Genomic DNA, 14920 nt, shown 5'->3' on the forward strand with positions numbered 1-14920 from the left:
TAGGCAGCGCCTTCCGCGCCGCTCAGATGTCCGCCTCTTCGTCGATCCGCCTGCGAAGCGAGGCGATGACGTTGTCGAGGCGGCGCAGAAGGTCGTCATAGGACATGATGTCCATCACGTTCGCGTACTTCCGCCTGACCACCTCGAGATCTACCGCCTGCTCGCCACCGACCCCACCCGTCGGATCCCGCCCGAGGATCACGATGGCCTTCGGGTTCGTGACCCGTATCGACATCCCGAGAGGCAGCTTCGCGGCGTACCGCTCCGTCAGCGCACGCTCGCCGTCCAGCCCCCACTTGGACAAGTGGAACAGGTACTTCTCCGCCTGCATGATCGTCCCGGAGAGCTCCCGGCTCGGAAAGCCGTTCTCGCGGTAATCGCCACCCGCCAGCAGGCCCCCGCGAGGCCGCTTGATCTCGATGACGTCTAGGTTCCCGGCGGCGTCCACCAGCGCAATGTCGATGAAGCGCCTGCGCGCTCGACCCGATGTGGAGTACACGTCGGCGATCTGCACGTTCTCGAGTATCGCGACGTACTTCGGGAAGATCAGCAGCAGGAACTTCATCAGGAGCTGCTGCCAGTCGCGCTCCACCCTGACCTCGGCGGCGGCGAGCCAGCCGCGCAGCGTGCCGCGGATCAACTCATACTTCGCGAGCTCCGCCTCGAGCAGCTCCTCGGTGTCGAACGAGCCGGTCGCGCCGATCGCCTTGTGGCGGTTCATGTACTCTTCGTAGTGCCGCCGGGCATCAGCCATGCCGTCAACGTACTGGCCGACCACGTCCGCGACGCGCGCTCGGGCGTAACGGTTCAACTCGGTCGTCGTCGGAAACTTGCTGAGCAGCCGCTCGAACTCGACGATCGGAATGGAGCCATCCTCGTCACCGCCGATCACGATCTCGCCACCGTTCGGCATGACCGCGGCGAGGCCGCGGAAGATGGACATGTCGCGGTGGGCGACGAAAAGCCGCCGCTCCAGCGGCAGAGCGTCCGCTACGCGCACGGCATGGTTGATCCCGAGGCGCCTACCCTCGATGAGGCGGAACCCGGCGCGCCGCGAGCCGAAGCGGAATCGGTAAACGAAGCCGTCGACGTTCTCGAAATCGTCATCGTTGGGCAGCTCGCCGAGGAGATCGGCCCTTTCGAAATGGAAGACCTTCGCGATCCTAACCCGACCCTCGGTCCGCAGCTTCGTCCAAACCCACCGAGCGTCCCAGCTCTCGGGCTCATATTCCAGGATCACGCCCCGCCCGGGGCGATCCTCGAACCTGATCGCCATCGCCTCAGGACCTCGTCAGCAGGCCGGACCGCTCGCCGAGGTCCCCGGCCGCTACCAGTCGGTCAATGCCAGACCCCAGCACCGCTGCCGGCTCTAGGATCACCGGCTTGGTCGACACCGCGCCGGCGCTCGTCGCCTGCTCGAGCAGATAATCGACTGTGCGTTGCTGCGTTGCCATACCCATAAGCTAACAGACGAGCGTCGCCGCAGGCAACGAATCGCCTCCCGTCTGCGTCGCCGACTGCAATGAACGAGTGTCCGGTTCTGGAATGCCGCTCAGCTGCGCTGAACGTCCGCTGTTGGGTCGAAAGCGCTGCTCCATGTCAAGACGCCTTTCGCGTAGTTAGGCCGTCTCCGACACTCGCGCATAGCGCATGGGCGGCATGCCGACATGTCGGGTGAAGGCTGTGCTGAACGTGCTGGCCGATCCATAGCCGACCTCGGCGGCGACGTGACCGATCGCGAGACCGCGCGTTCGCAACAGGCGCTTCGCCAACGCCATCCGCCAGGTGAGCAGATACTCGATTGGCGGAATACCGACGGTGCTGGTGAAGCGTGCGAAGAAGGCAGAGCGCGACATGGCCGCTTCGGCTGCCAAGTCCGTGACCGTCCACGGATGCGCGGGGCGCGCGTGCATAGCCCGCAACGCGGCAACCAGTCGTTCGTCGGACATGCCCCGGGCGAGGCTCGGCATCGCGGCGGGACTGGAGCTGCAGCGCAACGCCTCGATCAGGAGAACCTCGAGCAAGCGCTCCAGCACCAATTCACGCCCGGGCCTTGCCTTACGGGTCTCGTCCCCGACCAGGTCCATTAACGTGGCCAGCCTCGGCTCGCCACGTGCCACCACCATCGCCGGTAGCAACGACACGAGCAGAGCGGCGTCCGGCGAAGCGAAACTGCAAATTCCGACCTGCATGCGCAGGTTGATGGATTGATCGACCTGTCCGATGCGAAACCGGCCCTCGCCGATCTCGGTCGGGGTCATGACGGCGCCGGGGGGCGGTGGGTCCATGCTCTCGATGCCGTCTATGGCCCGATCGCCCGTAGCCGGCAGCAGCACGAAGTCGCCGGCCCGAATGACGATCGAGGCTTGTCCGGCGTTCACCACTCGGCATTCGCCTTCCAGTACCGCGAAATAGACAGGCTTGCCTTCGACGTCGCGGCGGATGCGCCAACGCCCGGCATATTCGACCAGTTTCGAGAAGCTGGCGGAGGGCCGCAGCAGGGTCACAACCTCGGCAAGCGGATCGATGGTCATATCAGGACGATCGCCAATGAAGTCAGGATTGCCGACCATAGGCAGTCTTGATCGCGGAAACCATCTTCGGCGCTCCCGTACTCGTCAATGGAGCAAGACATGCCCAACGTCCTCATCACCGGCTGTTCCTCGGGCTTCGGTCTCGAAACCGCGCAACTGTTCCTCGACCGCGGGTGGCGTGTCGTCGCGACGATGCGCACGCCTGACCCGGGCCTCCTGCCGTCGTCTGACCGGCTCACCATCCTGCCGCTCGACGTCACGGATCGCGATAGCATCGCCAGCGCGGTCGCGCAGGCGGGGCCCGTGGACGTGCTGGTCAACAATGCCGGTTTCGGCGCCGCGGTCCCGATCGAACTCATTGAGTTCGAGACTGCGCGCCAACTCTTCGAGACCAATACGCTCGGCACGCTGGCGATGATGCAGGCGTTCCTGCCGGCTTTTCGCGAGCGGCGATCCGGCGTCATCATCAACGTGACCTCGACCGTCACGCTGAAGCCGCTGCCGCTAGTCAGCACCTATCGCGCCAGCAAGGCCGCGGTGAATGCCCTCACCGAAAGCCTGGCGGTCGAGATGCAGCCGTTCGGCGTACGCGTCCACATTGTGCTGCCCGGCCGTTCCCCGACGACGCAATTCGGCGCAAATGCGATGCCGCACCTGCGCGGTCTCGACGATCCCGATTACAAGCCGCTGATTGAGGGCATGATCAAACAGTTCCAGGAGGACACGGGACCGATCACTCATGCTCAGGACGTTGCAGCTGCCGTGTTCGAGGCCGCGACCAACCCGTCCGCACCGCTCAAGATACCCGCCGGCGCAGATGCGATCGCCTGGATGGCGGACGCGGCCTGACGCGCGAATCCGGCGGCCAGCGGGTGCCCCACCCCGCCGGCCGCCGGGCCGCAGCCCGAAGGTCAGGCGGAAGCGAGCCGGACTGCCGTCTCGCGATAGTCGTGCAGGGGCCGGCCGAGCAGGCTCGCTAGGCGCTCGCGGTCGCCTGCCTCCGGGATCATCCCGTCGCTGACGTAGCGCTCGGCCATCAGCCGCATCTCATAAGCCATCCAGCGCGGCATGAACGTCGCCATGTTCTGTTCGAAACCGCTGGGATCGTCGCCGCCATAGGCGACGGGGCGCCGGAGGACGTCGGACCATATCGCTGCCACATCCTCGCCGGTCAGGGCCTCTGGACCAACCACGTTGATCGTCTCGATCGGAAGCTTGTCGGGCGCCCGGTCACGCCGGATCAATTCGATCGCCGCGACCTCGGCGATGTCGCGCGCATCGACCATGGCCACGCCCTTGCCACCGATCGGCATCGGATAGACACCGTGCTGAAGGATCACGTCCTTCACCATCGCCTCGTTGTCGATGAAATAGGTCGGGCGCAGAATGGTGGCGCCGAAGCCCATCGCCTCGAGCATCCGCTCGGCCCCCGATTTCACCGCAAAGTGAGGTACGTTGACGGCGCGGTCGGCATCGAACACCGACAGGTAGACGACGCGATCGACACCCGCCTCTCGGGCGACGTTCAGCGCGACGATCGCCTGGGTGAATTCGTCACCCGTCACCGCATTGAGCAGGAACAGCGTCCGTACGCCGACAAAGGCCGCGCGCAGGGCGTCGATATCGAGAAGATCACCTTTGGCGACCTCGACGCCGGTCGGAAAAGCCGCCTTGGCAGGGTCACGGGTGAGGACGCGGACAGAGGCGTCGCGAGCGACGAGCTGTTCGACGACATGGCGGCCGACACGTCCGGTGGCGCCGATTACGAGGATGGTCATGAGGCTTCTCCTTAGGTCTTGCTGACCCGAGCAAGATGCGTGATCCATGGTACGACAACTAGACGCGTAATCTGGACGCGCCGTCTCATGGGTGGAACGACATGGACCTACTCGCGCTTGCGGACTTCACGCTCGTCGCTCGCCATGGCGGCTTCGGCAAAGCCGCGCGCGCCGCACGCAGGCCGAAGGCGACGCTGTCGCGCCGCGTCTCGGAGCTGGAGGCCGCACTCGGCCTGCGCCTGTTCGAGCGCAGCCAGCGCGACCTCAAGCTGACCGAGGAGGGGCGGGCGCTGGCCGAAAGAGCCGGCGCTCTGCTCGCCGAGCTTGAGGAGACGACGATCGAGATCGCATCAGGCAGCGCGGCGGTGCGTGGACGCCTGCGGATCAGCGCGCCGCTACTCTTCTCCCAGACCGCGATGGGGCGGCTGGCGGCCGTATTCGCGCAGTGCCATCCCGATGTCCGGCTGGAGGTCACGACCGACGATCGTGCGGTTGATATGATCGAGGAAGGCTATGATCTGGTCATCCGCGTGAACCCGGCGGCGGACGATGCGCTGGTGGGAAGACCCTTTCTCCACGACCGACTGGTCGTTGTTGCTGCACCTGACATGGCTCCGCTTGCGAGCCGCATCTTTCCTGCCGTGGTGCGCGACCGCGACGTCGAGAGCAGCTGGACGATCGACACCGCCGATGGGCAACGCGCGATCGCGATCGATCCGGTGCTCCGCTTGTCTTCGCTGGTGATGATCCGGGATGCGGCGCGTCTTGGTGCCGGCGTCGCACGCCTGCCCCTCTCGCTGGTCAGCGGAGACGTCGCAAGAGGGCGGCTGATCGCGTGGGGTGATGTCCCGACCTCACCGATCGCGCTATGGGCGCTATACCCCTCGCGGCGCATGTTGAACGCTCGGGTGTCGGCGTTTTTGGATTACCTGCGGCAGTCCTTTCCGAACGGGACGGCCGAGGAACTCGCCGCCTATCTGGAGGATCGGTGCTGACCTTCGGCAACTCGACGACCATTGCGCGCTATATGAAAGGACGACGTCTTTCGGGCAGCACCTGCCTTGCCGCGAATGGCGGGATGTAGGTCAAGAGATCGACGAGGCCCGCGCTTCGTCGTACGCAATCACTGCCTCCGCCATCGCCTGCTCCTGATCCAGGGCCCACAAGCAGAGCGCTTCGAAGGGTTCGCGAAGCGAGTGACCTAGCGACGTAATCGTATAGACGACGCTGATCGGAGTGGTCGGGATCACCGTGCGCGTTATCAGTCCATGACGCTCGAGGCGCTTCAGGGCATCGGCGAGCGACTTGTGTGTGATGCCGTCTAGCCGTCGCTTGATCTCGTTGAACCGCGCCGGCTGAGGACACAGCACGGTCAGGATCATGATCGTCCATTTGTCGGCGATCTTTTCCAGCACGGGACGGATGCGAGGCACGTCCATCATCGCCTTGCACGACAGGGCGTGCAGGTCGGTATCGCTCGCCATATCTACGCTACTCCAGGTGCGTTCTTGATAGCAGATATGCTTCGTATATCTGGTTTGCCATCTCGAACGAAAGGGCTGACGATGGCAAGGATGGCAGGCAAGGTCGCGCTGGTGGTGGGTGGAGCGAAGGGAATCGGTCTCGCGACCGCCCGCGGGCTCGCGAAGGAAGGGGCTACGGTCCTTCTGACCGGACGTCGGTCACACGAGGTTGCAGCTGCGGCTGAGAGCATCGGTCCCTCGGCGCACGGCATCGAAGCCGATGCGGCCTCCCAAGGCGATCTTGAGCAGGTCGTGGCGGAGGCCAAGCGCCTGCATGGTCGCATCGACGCGCTGGTGCTCAACGCCGGATTGTCGGAACCGGCAACGATCGTCGAGGAGACCGGCGAGCATTTCGACCGGCACTTCGCCGTCAATGTGCGCGGCGCGCTGTTTGGGATCCAGGCGGCGCTGCCGGTGCTGAGCGACGGAGCGTCGGTGGTGCTGGTCGGCTCAATCGCCGACGTGATGGGCGTGACGCCCTTCAGTACGTATGGAGCGACCAAGGCGGCACTGCGCTCCTACGCGCGCAGCTGGGCGGCCGAGCTCGCGCCGCGTCGCATCCGCGTCAATGTCGTCGCGCCGGGACCGACCGATACGGACATGATGGCTGCGGTATCCGAGGAGATGCGGCACATGCTCATCGCGCCGATTCCGCTCGGCCGCATGGCGCGCGCCGACGAGGTTGCGGCAGCTGCCATCTTCCTGCTCAGTGCCGAAGCCAGCTTTATCACCGGCGCCGAACTCTGCGTCGATGGAGGTATGCGACAGGTGTAGGCAGATGAACGGGCGGCGCCTGACGCGTGGATCGGCTAGACCGCGCGATCAGCGTCGCCCGTCTTCAATGCCGCGAGATCGGCCGGTCCTGCGAAAACGCTGGTGGGAGCACGTCTCGCTCTCCTGAACGAATGACCGGATTTGGGGCGCGGGAATGAGGGCGCGAACGACCGCAATTGGGTCAACGACGACCCCTTGCCAGATCCTATCGGTGACAGTTCAATCAGCGCTTCTTCAGCAGATCTCGGAAGCGTCGTGGTTGCGAGCGTAGATATTGATTGGGAGCGGTGACCTGAGCGCCGAGCCCTGCCGCAGCGTGCCACGGCCAACGGGGATCGTACAGGATGGCGCGAGCCAGCGCGACGAGATCAGCGTCGCCGGTGCTGACGATCGCCTCGGCATGCTCAGGCTCGGTGATGAGACCGACAGCGACCACGGACATCGTCGTGGCCTGCTTCACCGCGCGTGCCAGCGGTACCTGGTAACCAGGGCCGACAGGGATCTGCTGACGCGGATCGAGGCCGCCGCTCGAAACGTGGATCGCTGCACAGCCGCGCTCTTCAAGGGCCTGCGCGAAGGCGATCGTCTGCTCGGCGTCCCAGCCGCCGTCGACCCAATCGGTGCCGGAGACGCGCATGGTTACGGGTCGGTCCGCCGGGAACGCCCGCCGCACGGCGTCGAACACGGCCAGCGGAAAGCGCATCCGGTTTTCCAAACTGCCGCCATATTCGTCGTCGCGACGATTCGAGAGCGGCGACAGGAATTGGTGGAGCAGGTAGCCGTGGGCGCCGTGGATCTGCACGGCATCGAGACCCAGACGCGCCGCTCGTCGTGCCGCCGCCGCAAACGCCTCGACCAGGCCGTCGAGTGCCGCGGCATCCAGCGCCATCGGGGCATGATCGCCGTCGGCGAAGGGCCATGGGGAAGGAGCTACGGTCTGCCAGCCGTTCTCGGCGTCAGGCGCGATCTGCTTGCCGCCAAGCCACGGCAGATCGGTCGATGCCTTACGCCCGGCGTGGCTGAGCTGGATTGCGATGGGCATGTCCGCATGAGCTCGCACGCCGGTCAGGACCCGTTCCATCGCCGCCTCGGACGCATCGTCGAACAGCCCCACGTCGCCGAAGGAGATCCGCCCTTCAGGGATCACAGCCGTTGCCTCGATCGTCAGAAGCCCGGCGCCTGACAGAGCCAGGTGACCGAGATGGATCAGGTGCCAATCGGTCATGCATCCGTCGACCGCCGAATATTGGCACATGGGTGCAATGACGATGCGGTTGGCGAGCGTCAGGCCACCGATGGAGAATGGCTGGAAAAGCTGGGGTCCGGACATCGGGTTCGTCCTGTTCAGTAATAGCGCGGCATCGGCCCCTGCTGAGGCGTCTGGTCGGGCAGATCGATGAATGCCTCATCGACGTAGCACCAGCCCCATTCCTCTGACGGATCGTACCCTTCGACGATCGGGTGCTGGGTCGCACGGAAATGGGTGGTGGCATGGCGATGCGGCGACTGGTCGCAGCAACCGACGTGCCCGCACGTGCGACATAGGCGAAGGTGCAGCCACTCGCTGCCGATCTTAAGGCACTCCTCACATCCGCGCGCGCTCGGCGTCACCTCGCGGATCGCGTCGGCGTGGCTGCAGGTCGTCATTCGTCCTCCTGTCTGCCGCACCATGATCATCGCCATGGCGCTGACGTCGTTTAGCTGCGGCCAAATTGCAGACCAAGCCGAAAGCTGTCGCCAATGATCCCTGCCTTCATCAAGCCGCACGCGCGCCGCCACGAACGAGCGGCGGGTTTGGGGACCGGCGGGGCATAGGCTGAATGACCGCAGCTGGTTCTGATTGTCAGTAGGGCGGATCGACCCTCGCGCGCTGCTCGCGCGCAGCCTCGCTCCACCATGCGAGATCGTCGGCAAATCTGGGGAACGCGCGCGCGAGCGCCGCGCCGCCGTCACCGGTCGGCTCTGCCGCTTCATTGAGCGCGTTGCCGATCCCGCCGACGGTCAGCGTGCTCGAGATAACCACCATACCCATCTCGCTCAGCGTGCCGTGCCAAGCAACGCTGGCATGGGCGCCGGCGAGGCGGCCGGCCGAGTAGCTGGCGATCGCGGCAGGGCGCCAGTACCATTCCTCGAGGAAATGGTCGGTGAGATTCTTCAGCCCCGGCTGCTGTCCCCAATTATACTCACCCGTGACAAAGACGAACGCGTCCGCAGTGCGGATCTTGCCCGCGAGTTCCTCCATCGCTGCAGGCGCCTCGCCGGCCGGATATTCCTTGTACATGCGGTCGAGCATCGGCAGCCCGATCGCCCTGGCGTCGATCAGTTCGGCGTTGGTGCCCCGCCCCCTCAGCGAGCGAACCAGGAAGTCGGCCAGCCGGATGCCCAGCCGGTCCGACCGGTAGGAACCGTAGAAGACGAGGATGCGGTCGGCCACAGGCGATCTCCCAAGAGGTTGGGCACGGCGGCAATCGTCCGCCGTGCCCCGTCGTAGCGCTTATCCGGCCACGAAGGCGAGCAGGTCGGCGTTGATGACATCGGCATGGGTGGTCGGCATCCCGTGCGGATAGCCCGGGTAGGATTTGAGCACCGCGCCCTTAACGATGTCCGCCGACACCTTGCCCGTCGTCGGGAACGGCACGACCTGATCGTCCTCACCGTGCATCACCAGCGTCGGCACAGCGATCGCCTTCAGATCCGCGGTAAAGTCGGTCTCGGAGAATGCCTTGATGCCGAGCGTGTGCGCCAGCACGCTGCCCTGCATGCCCTGACGCCACCAGTTGCGGCGCACGCCCTCCTTCACCTCGGCGCCCTCGCGGTTGTAGCCGAAGAAGGGCAAGGTGAAGTCGTAGTAGAATTGCGCCCGGTTGGTCGCGGTCTGCTCACGCACCATGTCGAACACGTCGATCGGCACGCCGTTGGGGTTGGTGTCGTTCCTGACCATGATGGGCGCGACTGCGCTGACCAGCACCGCCTTGGCGACGCGGCTGGGCTTGGCGCGGGCAACGTAGCGCGCCACCTCGCCGCCGCCGGTCGAGTGGCCGACATGGATCGCGTCCTTGTGATAGAGGTGATCGGTCAGCGCGATCACGTCGGCGACATAGGTATCCATGTCATGACCGTCCGCCGACTGGCTGGAGCGGCCGTGCCCGCGGCGGTCATGCGCCACGACGCGGTAGCCCTTCTGCAAAAAGTACATCATCTGCGCGTCCCAGTCGTCCGAGCTGAGCGGCCAGCCATGATGGAAGTGGATGACCTGCGCGGTGCGCGGCCCCCAGTCCTTGTAGAAGATCTCGGTCCCGTCGGCGGTGGTGATGAACGGCATGTTCTGTCTCCGTGGTTCGAGTGGTACGCGGGTACAAGCAGGGAAGGATGGTTAGGCAGCGTCGACGAGGACGATCTCGGCGTCCTCGATCGCCGTGACGCGCAGAACCGCCTCGTTGGTGATGGCGGCCCCGTCGCGGGCCTCTAGCCGGGTGCCGTTGACCTCGACGGTGCCGATCGCGGGCACGAGATAGCCGTGGCGGTCAGGCCCAAGCGGGTATTCCGCCGTCTCGCCGGCCTTCAGCGTCGCGGCGACGACGCGAGCGTCGGTGCGGATCGGGAGCGCATCGTCGTCATTGGCGAAGCCGCTCGCAAGCGTCACGAACCGGCCGGAGCGATCGCCCTTGGGGAAGGGCTTGGCACCCCAGGACGGCGCTTGCCCACGCGTCTTCGGCTCGATCCAGATCTGGAAGATGCGGGTGGTGCCGGGTTCGCGATTATACTCGGAATGGCGGACGCCCGATCCGGCGCTCATTACCTGCACGTCGCCCGCCTCGGTGCGGCCGGCGTTGCCGAGCGAGTCCTGGTGGGTGATCGCGCCTTCGCGGACATAGGTGATGATCTCCATGTCGTTGTGCGGATGCGGCGGGAAGCCGGTGCCGGCGGCAATCGTGTCGTCGTTCCAGACGCGCAGGTCGCCCCAACCCATGCGGGTCTGGTCATGATAGCCGGCGAACGAAAAATGGTGCTTGGCATCGAGCCAGCCATGGTTGGCGCCACCGAGGCTGGCGAAGGGGCGACGATCGATCATGTCGGGTCTCCTGGGGAGCGGCGTTGCTCCAATGACCCTAAATTGCAACGGCTCGCATCTTGACGAAACGGCAAGGTTGGCATCTCATCCTTTCCTGAAATGGTGAAGCGGCTTCCCGATCTCGAAGCTTGGGCGATCTTCGCCAAGGTCGCTGAACACGGCTCCTTCTCGCGCGCCGCGCGTGAGCTCGGCCTATCCGATCCCACCGTGTCCAAGGCGATCGCGCGGCTGGAAGCGCGGCTCGGCCTGACGCTGATCGCGCGCACGTCGCGCCGGATCGCGCTCACCGATGCCGGCCGCGCCACGCTCGCACGCGCCTCGCGCATCCTGCGCGAAGGCGAGGCGGTCGAGGAGGAGGCGGGCGAGCAGTCCAAGGTGCCGCGCGGACGCGTGCGGATCAGCGCGCCCTTGTCGTTCGGCATCGCCTATCTTGGCGCCACGCTGCCGACGTTCCTCGATGACTATCCGGAGATCACGGTCGACTTTGCGCTGAGCGACCGCAAGGTCGACTTGGTGGCGGAAGGGTTCGACCTCGCACTGCGGATCACGAGCCTAGACGACTCGTCGCTGCGGTCGCGCCGGCTGTGCACGGTGCGGCTGCTGCTGGTCGGATCGCCAGACTATTTCGCCCGGCATGGCGCGCCGACGCACCCCGCCGAGCTCGCCCGCCATTGCGCGCTGGCCTATACCGGCGGCGCGTCGCGCGGCATGTGGCGCTTCACGCACCCGACCTTTGGAGAGGAGACGGTGGAGCCGCCGGTGCGCGTCTGGACCGACAATGCCGACCTCCTGAATCCGGCGCTGATCGTCGGACAGGGCCTCGCCATCCAGCCCGAGTTCCTGGTCTGGCAGGAGTTGCGCGACGGCAGGCTGACGATCCCGATGCCGGACTGGACGGTGACGCCGCTCGGGCTCTACCTCGTTATGCCGCCAAGCCCCTTGAGGCCGCTGCGGGTGCAGATGCTGATCGACTATCTCGCGCGCGAACTGGCGAGCGCTCCGTGGGGAAGCGGCTGAGCGCCTTTCCCACAACGCGGCCGCCCGTTCAGATATGCACCTAGCCGCCATCTGCGAATAGCTCCACGCAGTTGACCAAGCTTGCCTGGTCGGACACGAGGAACCGCACCGCGCGCGCGATCTCCTCGGGCTGCCCGACGCGGCCGAGCAGGATTTGCGCGGGGACATAAGCGTCAGCGGCGGTTTGCCGGTTATCGCCCCGCTTAACGCCAGTGCGACTTCTCGTTCAGTCGAGATGAACGGATGTCCGAAGCTCGGGATCGCAAAAGCCGGATTGAACGGCATCTTGTGGGTCTTCTACGCCGGCGACTAAGCGCCATCGACCCCTCCATTGCGCGAAGGGGCCGATCGCTGTCGCTTAGGCAGCCGCGCCCCCATCAATGTTGAGGGTAGTGCCCGTGATGTAGCTCGCATCCGGCCCGGCGAGGAACGAGACCGCGCCCGCGATCTCCTCGACTTTGCCGTAGCGGCCGAGCGGGATGAAACCGATCATCTGCTGAGCGAACTCGCCGTTGGCGGGGTTCATGTCGGTATCGATCGGCCCTGGCTGCACGGTGTTGACCAAAATATTGCGCGAAGCGAGGTCTTTTGCCCAACCACGGGCCAGTGCCGCAACCGCCGCCTTGGTCGCGCTGTAGACCGCAGTCGCTGGGAAGGCGAGTTCGCCCGACACACTACCTATGAGGATGATCCGCCCGCCATCGCTCAGGTGAGGCAGCGCCGCGCGCGTGCCGACATGCAGGCCCTTCACGTTGACGCCGAATTGGCGATCGAAGGTCTCGTCGGTATCGTCGGCGACAGCGGAGAATTCGGCCACGCCGGCATTGTGGACCAGGATGTCGACCGCGCCCAGCGCCGCAGCGGCCTGTTCGACGCCCGCGCGTTGTGACGCTGGATCGGAAGCGTCCGCTTGAAACGCAAAGGCGGTGCCGCCTGCGCTCTCGATCGCCGACACAGTAGCGTCAGCAGCGGCCTTGTTGCCGGCATAGGTGATCGCAACGGCGGCACCATCAGCCGCCAGCCGCTTGGCTATCGCTGCGCCGATGCCGCGCGATCCACCGGTGACGAGCGCCTTCTTGCCCTTAAGTGACATAAGAGTTCTCCGAGATGTGGCCCGCGATCACGGCATCGTGCGCTGTCGGCAGATCGCGAGATGGGGCTTTCGCCTTACAGTTCAACATTCCCGAACTATTAAATTTACGTGAGTCGTCTTACATCTGGCGGATGCCCCGTTTCACCCATCCTAGGCTGGAGGACGTTCCGCTCGATTTAGCGCTCCATGCGCTGGCCGATCCCAATCGTCTGGGCATGGTGGCGCGCCTGGCCGCGACCGAGCGGCTCAGCTGCACCGACGCGGCACCCTGCGAGTCGATCCCCAAGAGCACGCTATCTAACCACCTCAAGGTGCTGCGCGCTGCGGGGTTAATCGAGACGACCCAGGCTGGGCGCGAAATGATAAATACGCTGCGCCGCTCCGATTTTGACCGGCGCTTTCCTGGCTTGCTTGACGTGGTGCTCGCCAATCAGCCTGCCTGACGCGTACCACAGCCTCATCGCGATGTTTGCCGTAAGTACTCGAATGTCGCGGTGTCGGTACCGCGGGGCAGGGCGGATGACCGACGAGCGAGGGCCGACCGGTCGGAGCCAAAGCCAACCCGCATCCTAAGATCCGAAACTGAACGGATGTCCGCTCTCGGGCAGCGCTCACGTTGTTCTGAATGACCGCATGTGTGAAGGAAATCGGGCGCCGGCAGGCGTACGATATCCTCCAAAGCATGAAGCCGCGGGCCACGGGCGTTGACCTATGGGGAAAGCGGTTTTCGGGTGGTTGGCCGGTCGGTGCGACGACGAGCAGGGTATCGTAGCGGGCTGCGACGCGGCACTTGGAAAGAACCTTGGCGATGGATGTCGGGCAAGACCGGCGATCTGGGCGAGCGTCGATGTAGTTGACGGTGTTGCCGGCGCGAGCGGCTTGAACGCCGGAAGCGCGGTAACCGCGTGGCGGGACTGGAACGGGCCATGCCGGGTCATGGCGTCGTGGTCCCGGTCGCGCTGGTGCCATGCGGCGGTGCGCGGGGTTGTCGCCAGCGTTCGAAGGTTTCGATGACGAGCATGTGGCCGCCGCAGCATGGGCATGGCGGACGGCTGTTATCCGCCTCGATCTGCGCGTCGGTGGTGGCGGGCGGCGCCACCCCGAGCAGCTGGCGGACATGGTCGAGACGGGCCTTGCGGGTGGCGCCGGCAAGCAGGCCGTAGTGACGGATGCGGTGGAAGCCCTTGGGCAGGACGTGGAGCAGGAAGCGACGGATGAACTCGCCGGCGGTGAGGGTCATGACCTGCTGCCGGTCGGCGCCGCCCCGGCGATAATCCTTGTAGCGGAACGTCACCCCCGCCTCGTCGAACCGGAGGAGGCGGCTGTTCGAGATGGCGACGCGGTGGGTGTAACGTGACAGGTAGGCCAGCACCGTCTCGGGGCCTGCGAACGGCGGCTTGGCGTAGACCACCCAGCGCTTCTTCCGGACCCGCGCCAGGTGGCGCAGGAAGGCACGGCGGTCGGCAAGGTGCGCCATGCTGCCGAAGAAGCCGAGCCGCCCGGCATCATGGAGTGCCATCAGCCGGGTCAGGAACAGCCGACGGAACAGCTTGCCGAGCACGCGCACCGGCAGCAGGAACGCGGGGCGTGACGACATCCAGCGTTGCCCGTCTGACGACAGTCCGCCGCCCGGCACGATCATGTGGATGTGCGGATGGTGGGTCATCGCCGAGCCCCAGGTGTGCAGGACCGCGGTGATGCCGATGCGGGCACCAAGATGCTTCGGGTCGGCGGCGATGGTGGTCATCGTCTCGGACGCCGCCTGGAACAGCAGGCCGTACGCCGCGGCCTTGTTCTGGAAGGCGATGTCGGCAACCTCGGCGGGCAGCGTGAACACGACGTGGAAGTAGCCCACCGGGAGCAGGTCGGCCTCGCGCTCGGCGAGCCAGGCGCGTGCCGCAGCGCCCTGGCACCGCGGGCAGTGCCGGTTGCGACAGCTGTTATAGGCGACCCGCCAGTGCCCGCAGTCGGTGCAGGCCTCGACGTGCCCGCCCATGATGGCGGTGCGGCAATGCTCGATTGCCGACATGACCTTCAACTGGTGCAGGCTCAGGTGTCCGGCATGGGCGGTCCGGTATGCAGGGCCTGCGGCGCGGAAGATGTCGGCGACCTCGATGGAGGTGCGCACG

Annotated in this window: 17 protein-coding genes and 1 pseudogene; 5 read left to right on the forward strand and 13 right to left on the reverse strand. The window is 65.7% G+C overall.

What is annotated here, in order from left to right:
• Positions 1–22 precede the first annotated feature (22 nt).
• From ABC319_RS12285 to ABC319_RS12295, 3 genes are all read right to left on the reverse strand, one after another.
• A complete protein-coding gene (locus ABC319_RS12285) occupies positions 23–1000 on the reverse strand; it encodes a Shedu immune nuclease family protein (protein ID WP_413070502.1) in 978 nt (325 codons plus the stop codon).
• A 280-nt stretch (positions 1001–1280) separates the two neighbouring features.
• Positions 1281–1454 carry a hypothetical protein gene (locus tag ABC319_RS12290; protein ID WP_413070503.1) on the reverse strand — a complete coding sequence of 58 codons (174 nt, stop codon included), beginning with the start codon at positions 1452–1454 and terminating at the stop codon, positions 1281–1283.
• A 165-nt stretch (positions 1455–1619) separates the two neighbouring features.
• Positions 1620–2573: an AraC family transcriptional regulator gene (locus tag ABC319_RS12295; protein ID WP_413070504.1), complete on the reverse strand. Its 954-nt coding sequence runs from the start codon at positions 2571–2573 to the stop codon at positions 1620–1622.
• 60 nt (positions 2574–2633) lie between these two features.
• Between ABC319_RS12295 and ABC319_RS12300 the strand changes: the two genes are divergently transcribed.
• Positions 2634–3383 carry an SDR family oxidoreductase gene (locus tag ABC319_RS12300; protein ID WP_413070505.1) on the forward strand — a complete coding sequence of 250 codons (750 nt, stop codon included), beginning with the start codon at positions 2634–2636 and terminating at the stop codon, positions 3381–3383.
• Positions 3384–3445: 62 nt separating this feature from the next.
• Here ABC319_RS12300 and ABC319_RS12305 read toward each other — a convergent pair whose 3' ends face one another.
• The gene (locus tag ABC319_RS12305; protein ID WP_413070506.1) at positions 3446–4312 is read right to left on the reverse strand and encodes an SDR family oxidoreductase; all 867 of its coding nucleotides are present in this window, start codon (positions 4310–4312) and stop codon (positions 3446–3448) included.
• A 101-nt stretch (positions 4313–4413) separates the two neighbouring features.
• Between ABC319_RS12305 and ABC319_RS12310 the strand changes: the two genes are divergently transcribed.
• The gene (locus ABC319_RS12310) at positions 4414–5307 is read left to right on the forward strand and encodes a LysR family transcriptional regulator (protein WP_413070507.1); all 894 of its coding nucleotides are present in this window, start codon (positions 4414–4416) and stop codon (positions 5305–5307) included.
• 90 nt (positions 5308–5397) lie between these two features.
• On the opposite strand, the gene ABC319_RS12315 is transcribed toward ABC319_RS12310, so the two are convergent.
• Complete coding sequence (locus tag ABC319_RS12315; protein ID WP_413070508.1) at positions 5398–5796, reverse strand: winged helix-turn-helix transcriptional regulator; 399 nt, start codon at positions 5794–5796, stop codon at positions 5398–5400.
• A gap of 90 nt (positions 5797–5886) precedes the next feature.
• On the opposite strand from ABC319_RS12315, the gene ABC319_RS12320 reads away from it, so the two are divergent.
• Positions 5887–6609, forward strand: coding sequence for an SDR family NAD(P)-dependent oxidoreductase (locus ABC319_RS12320; protein ID WP_413070509.1), 723 nt, complete (start codon positions 5887–5889; stop codon positions 6607–6609).
• A 223-nt stretch (positions 6610–6832) separates the two neighbouring features.
• On the opposite strand, the gene ABC319_RS12325 is transcribed toward ABC319_RS12320, so the two are convergent.
• The 5 genes from ABC319_RS12325 to ABC319_RS12345 form a co-directional block, all read right to left on the reverse strand.
• On the reverse strand, positions 6833–7939 hold the full coding sequence (locus ABC319_RS12325; protein ID WP_413070510.1) for an NADH:flavin oxidoreductase/NADH oxidase: 1107 nt from the start codon (positions 7937–7939) through the stop codon (positions 6833–6835).
• Positions 7940–7953: 14 nt separating this feature from the next.
• Entirely contained in the window at positions 7954–8256 is a 303-nt protein-coding gene (locus ABC319_RS12330; protein WP_413070511.1) for a UBP-type zinc finger domain-containing protein, read from the reverse strand.
• A 196-nt stretch (positions 8257–8452) separates the two neighbouring features.
• Positions 8453–9043, reverse strand: a complete 591-nt coding sequence (locus ABC319_RS12335) for an NADPH-dependent FMN reductase (protein WP_413070512.1) — start codon at positions 9041–9043, stop codon at positions 8453–8455.
• 60 nt (positions 9044–9103) lie between these two features.
• Entirely contained in the window at positions 9104–9931 is an 828-nt protein-coding gene (locus ABC319_RS12340; RefSeq protein ID WP_413070513.1) for an alpha/beta fold hydrolase, read from the reverse strand.
• Between the two features lie 51 nt (positions 9932–9982).
• On the reverse strand, positions 9983–10681 hold the full coding sequence (locus ABC319_RS12345) for a pirin family protein (protein WP_413070514.1): 699 nt from the start codon (positions 10679–10681) through the stop codon (positions 9983–9985).
• A 99-nt stretch (positions 10682–10780) separates the two neighbouring features.
• Between ABC319_RS12345 and ABC319_RS12350 the strand changes: the two genes are divergently transcribed.
• Positions 10781–11698, forward strand: coding sequence for a LysR family transcriptional regulator (locus ABC319_RS12350; RefSeq protein WP_413070515.1), 918 nt, complete (start codon positions 10781–10783; stop codon positions 11696–11698).
• Positions 11699–11738: 40 nt separating this feature from the next.
• Here the strand turns inward: ABC319_RS12350 and ABC319_RS12355 are convergent.
• Together ABC319_RS12355 and ABC319_RS12360 are read right to left on the reverse strand one after the other, a co-directional pair.
• Positions 11739–11900 (reverse strand): annotated as a pseudogene (locus ABC319_RS12355) (SDR family oxidoreductase); the annotation flags it as partial.
• Between the two features lie 156 nt (positions 11901–12056).
• The gene (locus ABC319_RS12360; RefSeq protein ID WP_413070516.1) at positions 12057–12791 is read right to left on the reverse strand and encodes a 3-oxoacyl-ACP reductase family protein; all 735 of its coding nucleotides are present in this window, start codon (positions 12789–12791) and stop codon (positions 12057–12059) included.
• 131 nt (positions 12792–12922) lie between these two features.
• Between ABC319_RS12360 and ABC319_RS12365 the strand changes: the two genes are divergently transcribed.
• Positions 12923–13234 (forward strand): ArsR/SmtB family transcription factor, encoded by a 312-nt coding sequence (locus tag ABC319_RS12365; RefSeq protein ID WP_413070517.1) that lies wholly within the window; start codon positions 12923–12925, stop codon positions 13232–13234.
• 491 nt (positions 13235–13725) lie between these two features.
• Here ABC319_RS12365 and ABC319_RS12370 read toward each other — a convergent pair whose 3' ends face one another.
• Complete coding sequence (locus ABC319_RS12370) at positions 13726–14919, reverse strand: IS91 family transposase (RefSeq protein ID WP_413070518.1); 1194 nt, start codon at positions 14917–14919, stop codon at positions 13726–13728.
• Position 14920: the final 1 nt, after the last annotated feature.

It is taken from the genome of Sphingomonas phoenicis (genome assembly GCF_047238005.1).
Taxonomy (GTDB): Bacteria; Pseudomonadota; Alphaproteobacteria; order Sphingomonadales; family Sphingomonadaceae; genus Sphingomonas.

Coding starts and splice junctions, on each gene's coding strand:
- ABC319_RS12290 (WP_413070503.1), bottom strand. CDS start 1,454: ATGGCAACGCAGCAACGCACAGTCGATTATCTGCTCGAGCAGGCGACG.
- ABC319_RS12295 (WP_413070504.1), bottom strand. CDS start 2,573: ATGGTCGGCAATCCTGACTTCATTGGCGATCGTCCTGATATGACCATC.
- ABC319_RS12300 (WP_413070505.1), top strand. CDS start 2,634: ATGCCCAACGTCCTCATCACCGGCTGTTCCTCGGGCTTCGGTCTCGAA.
- ABC319_RS12305 (WP_413070506.1), bottom strand. CDS start 4,312: ATGACCATCCTCGTAATCGGCGCCACCGGACGTGTCGGCCGCCATGTC.
- ABC319_RS12310 (WP_413070507.1), top strand. CDS start 4,414: ATGGACCTACTCGCGCTTGCGGACTTCACGCTCGTCGCTCGCCATGGC.
- ABC319_RS12315 (WP_413070508.1), bottom strand. CDS start 5,796: ATGGCGAGCGATACCGACCTGCACGCCCTGTCGTGCAAGGCGATGATG.
- ABC319_RS12320 (WP_413070509.1), top strand. CDS start 5,887: ATGGCAGGCAAGGTCGCGCTGGTGGTGGGTGGAGCGAAGGGAATCGGT.
- ABC319_RS12325 (WP_413070510.1), bottom strand. CDS start 7,939: ATGTCCGGACCCCAGCTTTTCCAGCCATTCTCCATCGGTGGCCTGACG.
- ABC319_RS12330 (WP_413070511.1), bottom strand. CDS start 8,256: ATGACGACCTGCAGCCACGCCGACGCGATCCGCGAGGTGACGCCGAGC.
- ABC319_RS12340 (WP_413070513.1), bottom strand. CDS start 9,931: ATGCCGTTCATCACCACCGCCGACGGGACCGAGATCTTCTACAAGGAC.
- ABC319_RS12345 (WP_413070514.1), bottom strand. CDS start 10,681: ATGATCGATCGTCGCCCCTTCGCCAGCCTCGGTGGCGCCAACCATGGC.
- ABC319_RS12350 (WP_413070515.1), top strand. CDS start 10,781: ATGGTGAAGCGGCTTCCCGATCTCGAAGCTTGGGCGATCTTCGCCAAG.
- ABC319_RS12360 (WP_413070516.1), bottom strand. CDS start 12,791: ATGTCACTTAAGGGCAAGAAGGCGCTCGTCACCGGTGGATCGCGCGGC.
- ABC319_RS12365 (WP_413070517.1), top strand. CDS start 12,923: ATGCCCCGTTTCACCCATCCTAGGCTGGAGGACGTTCCGCTCGATTTA.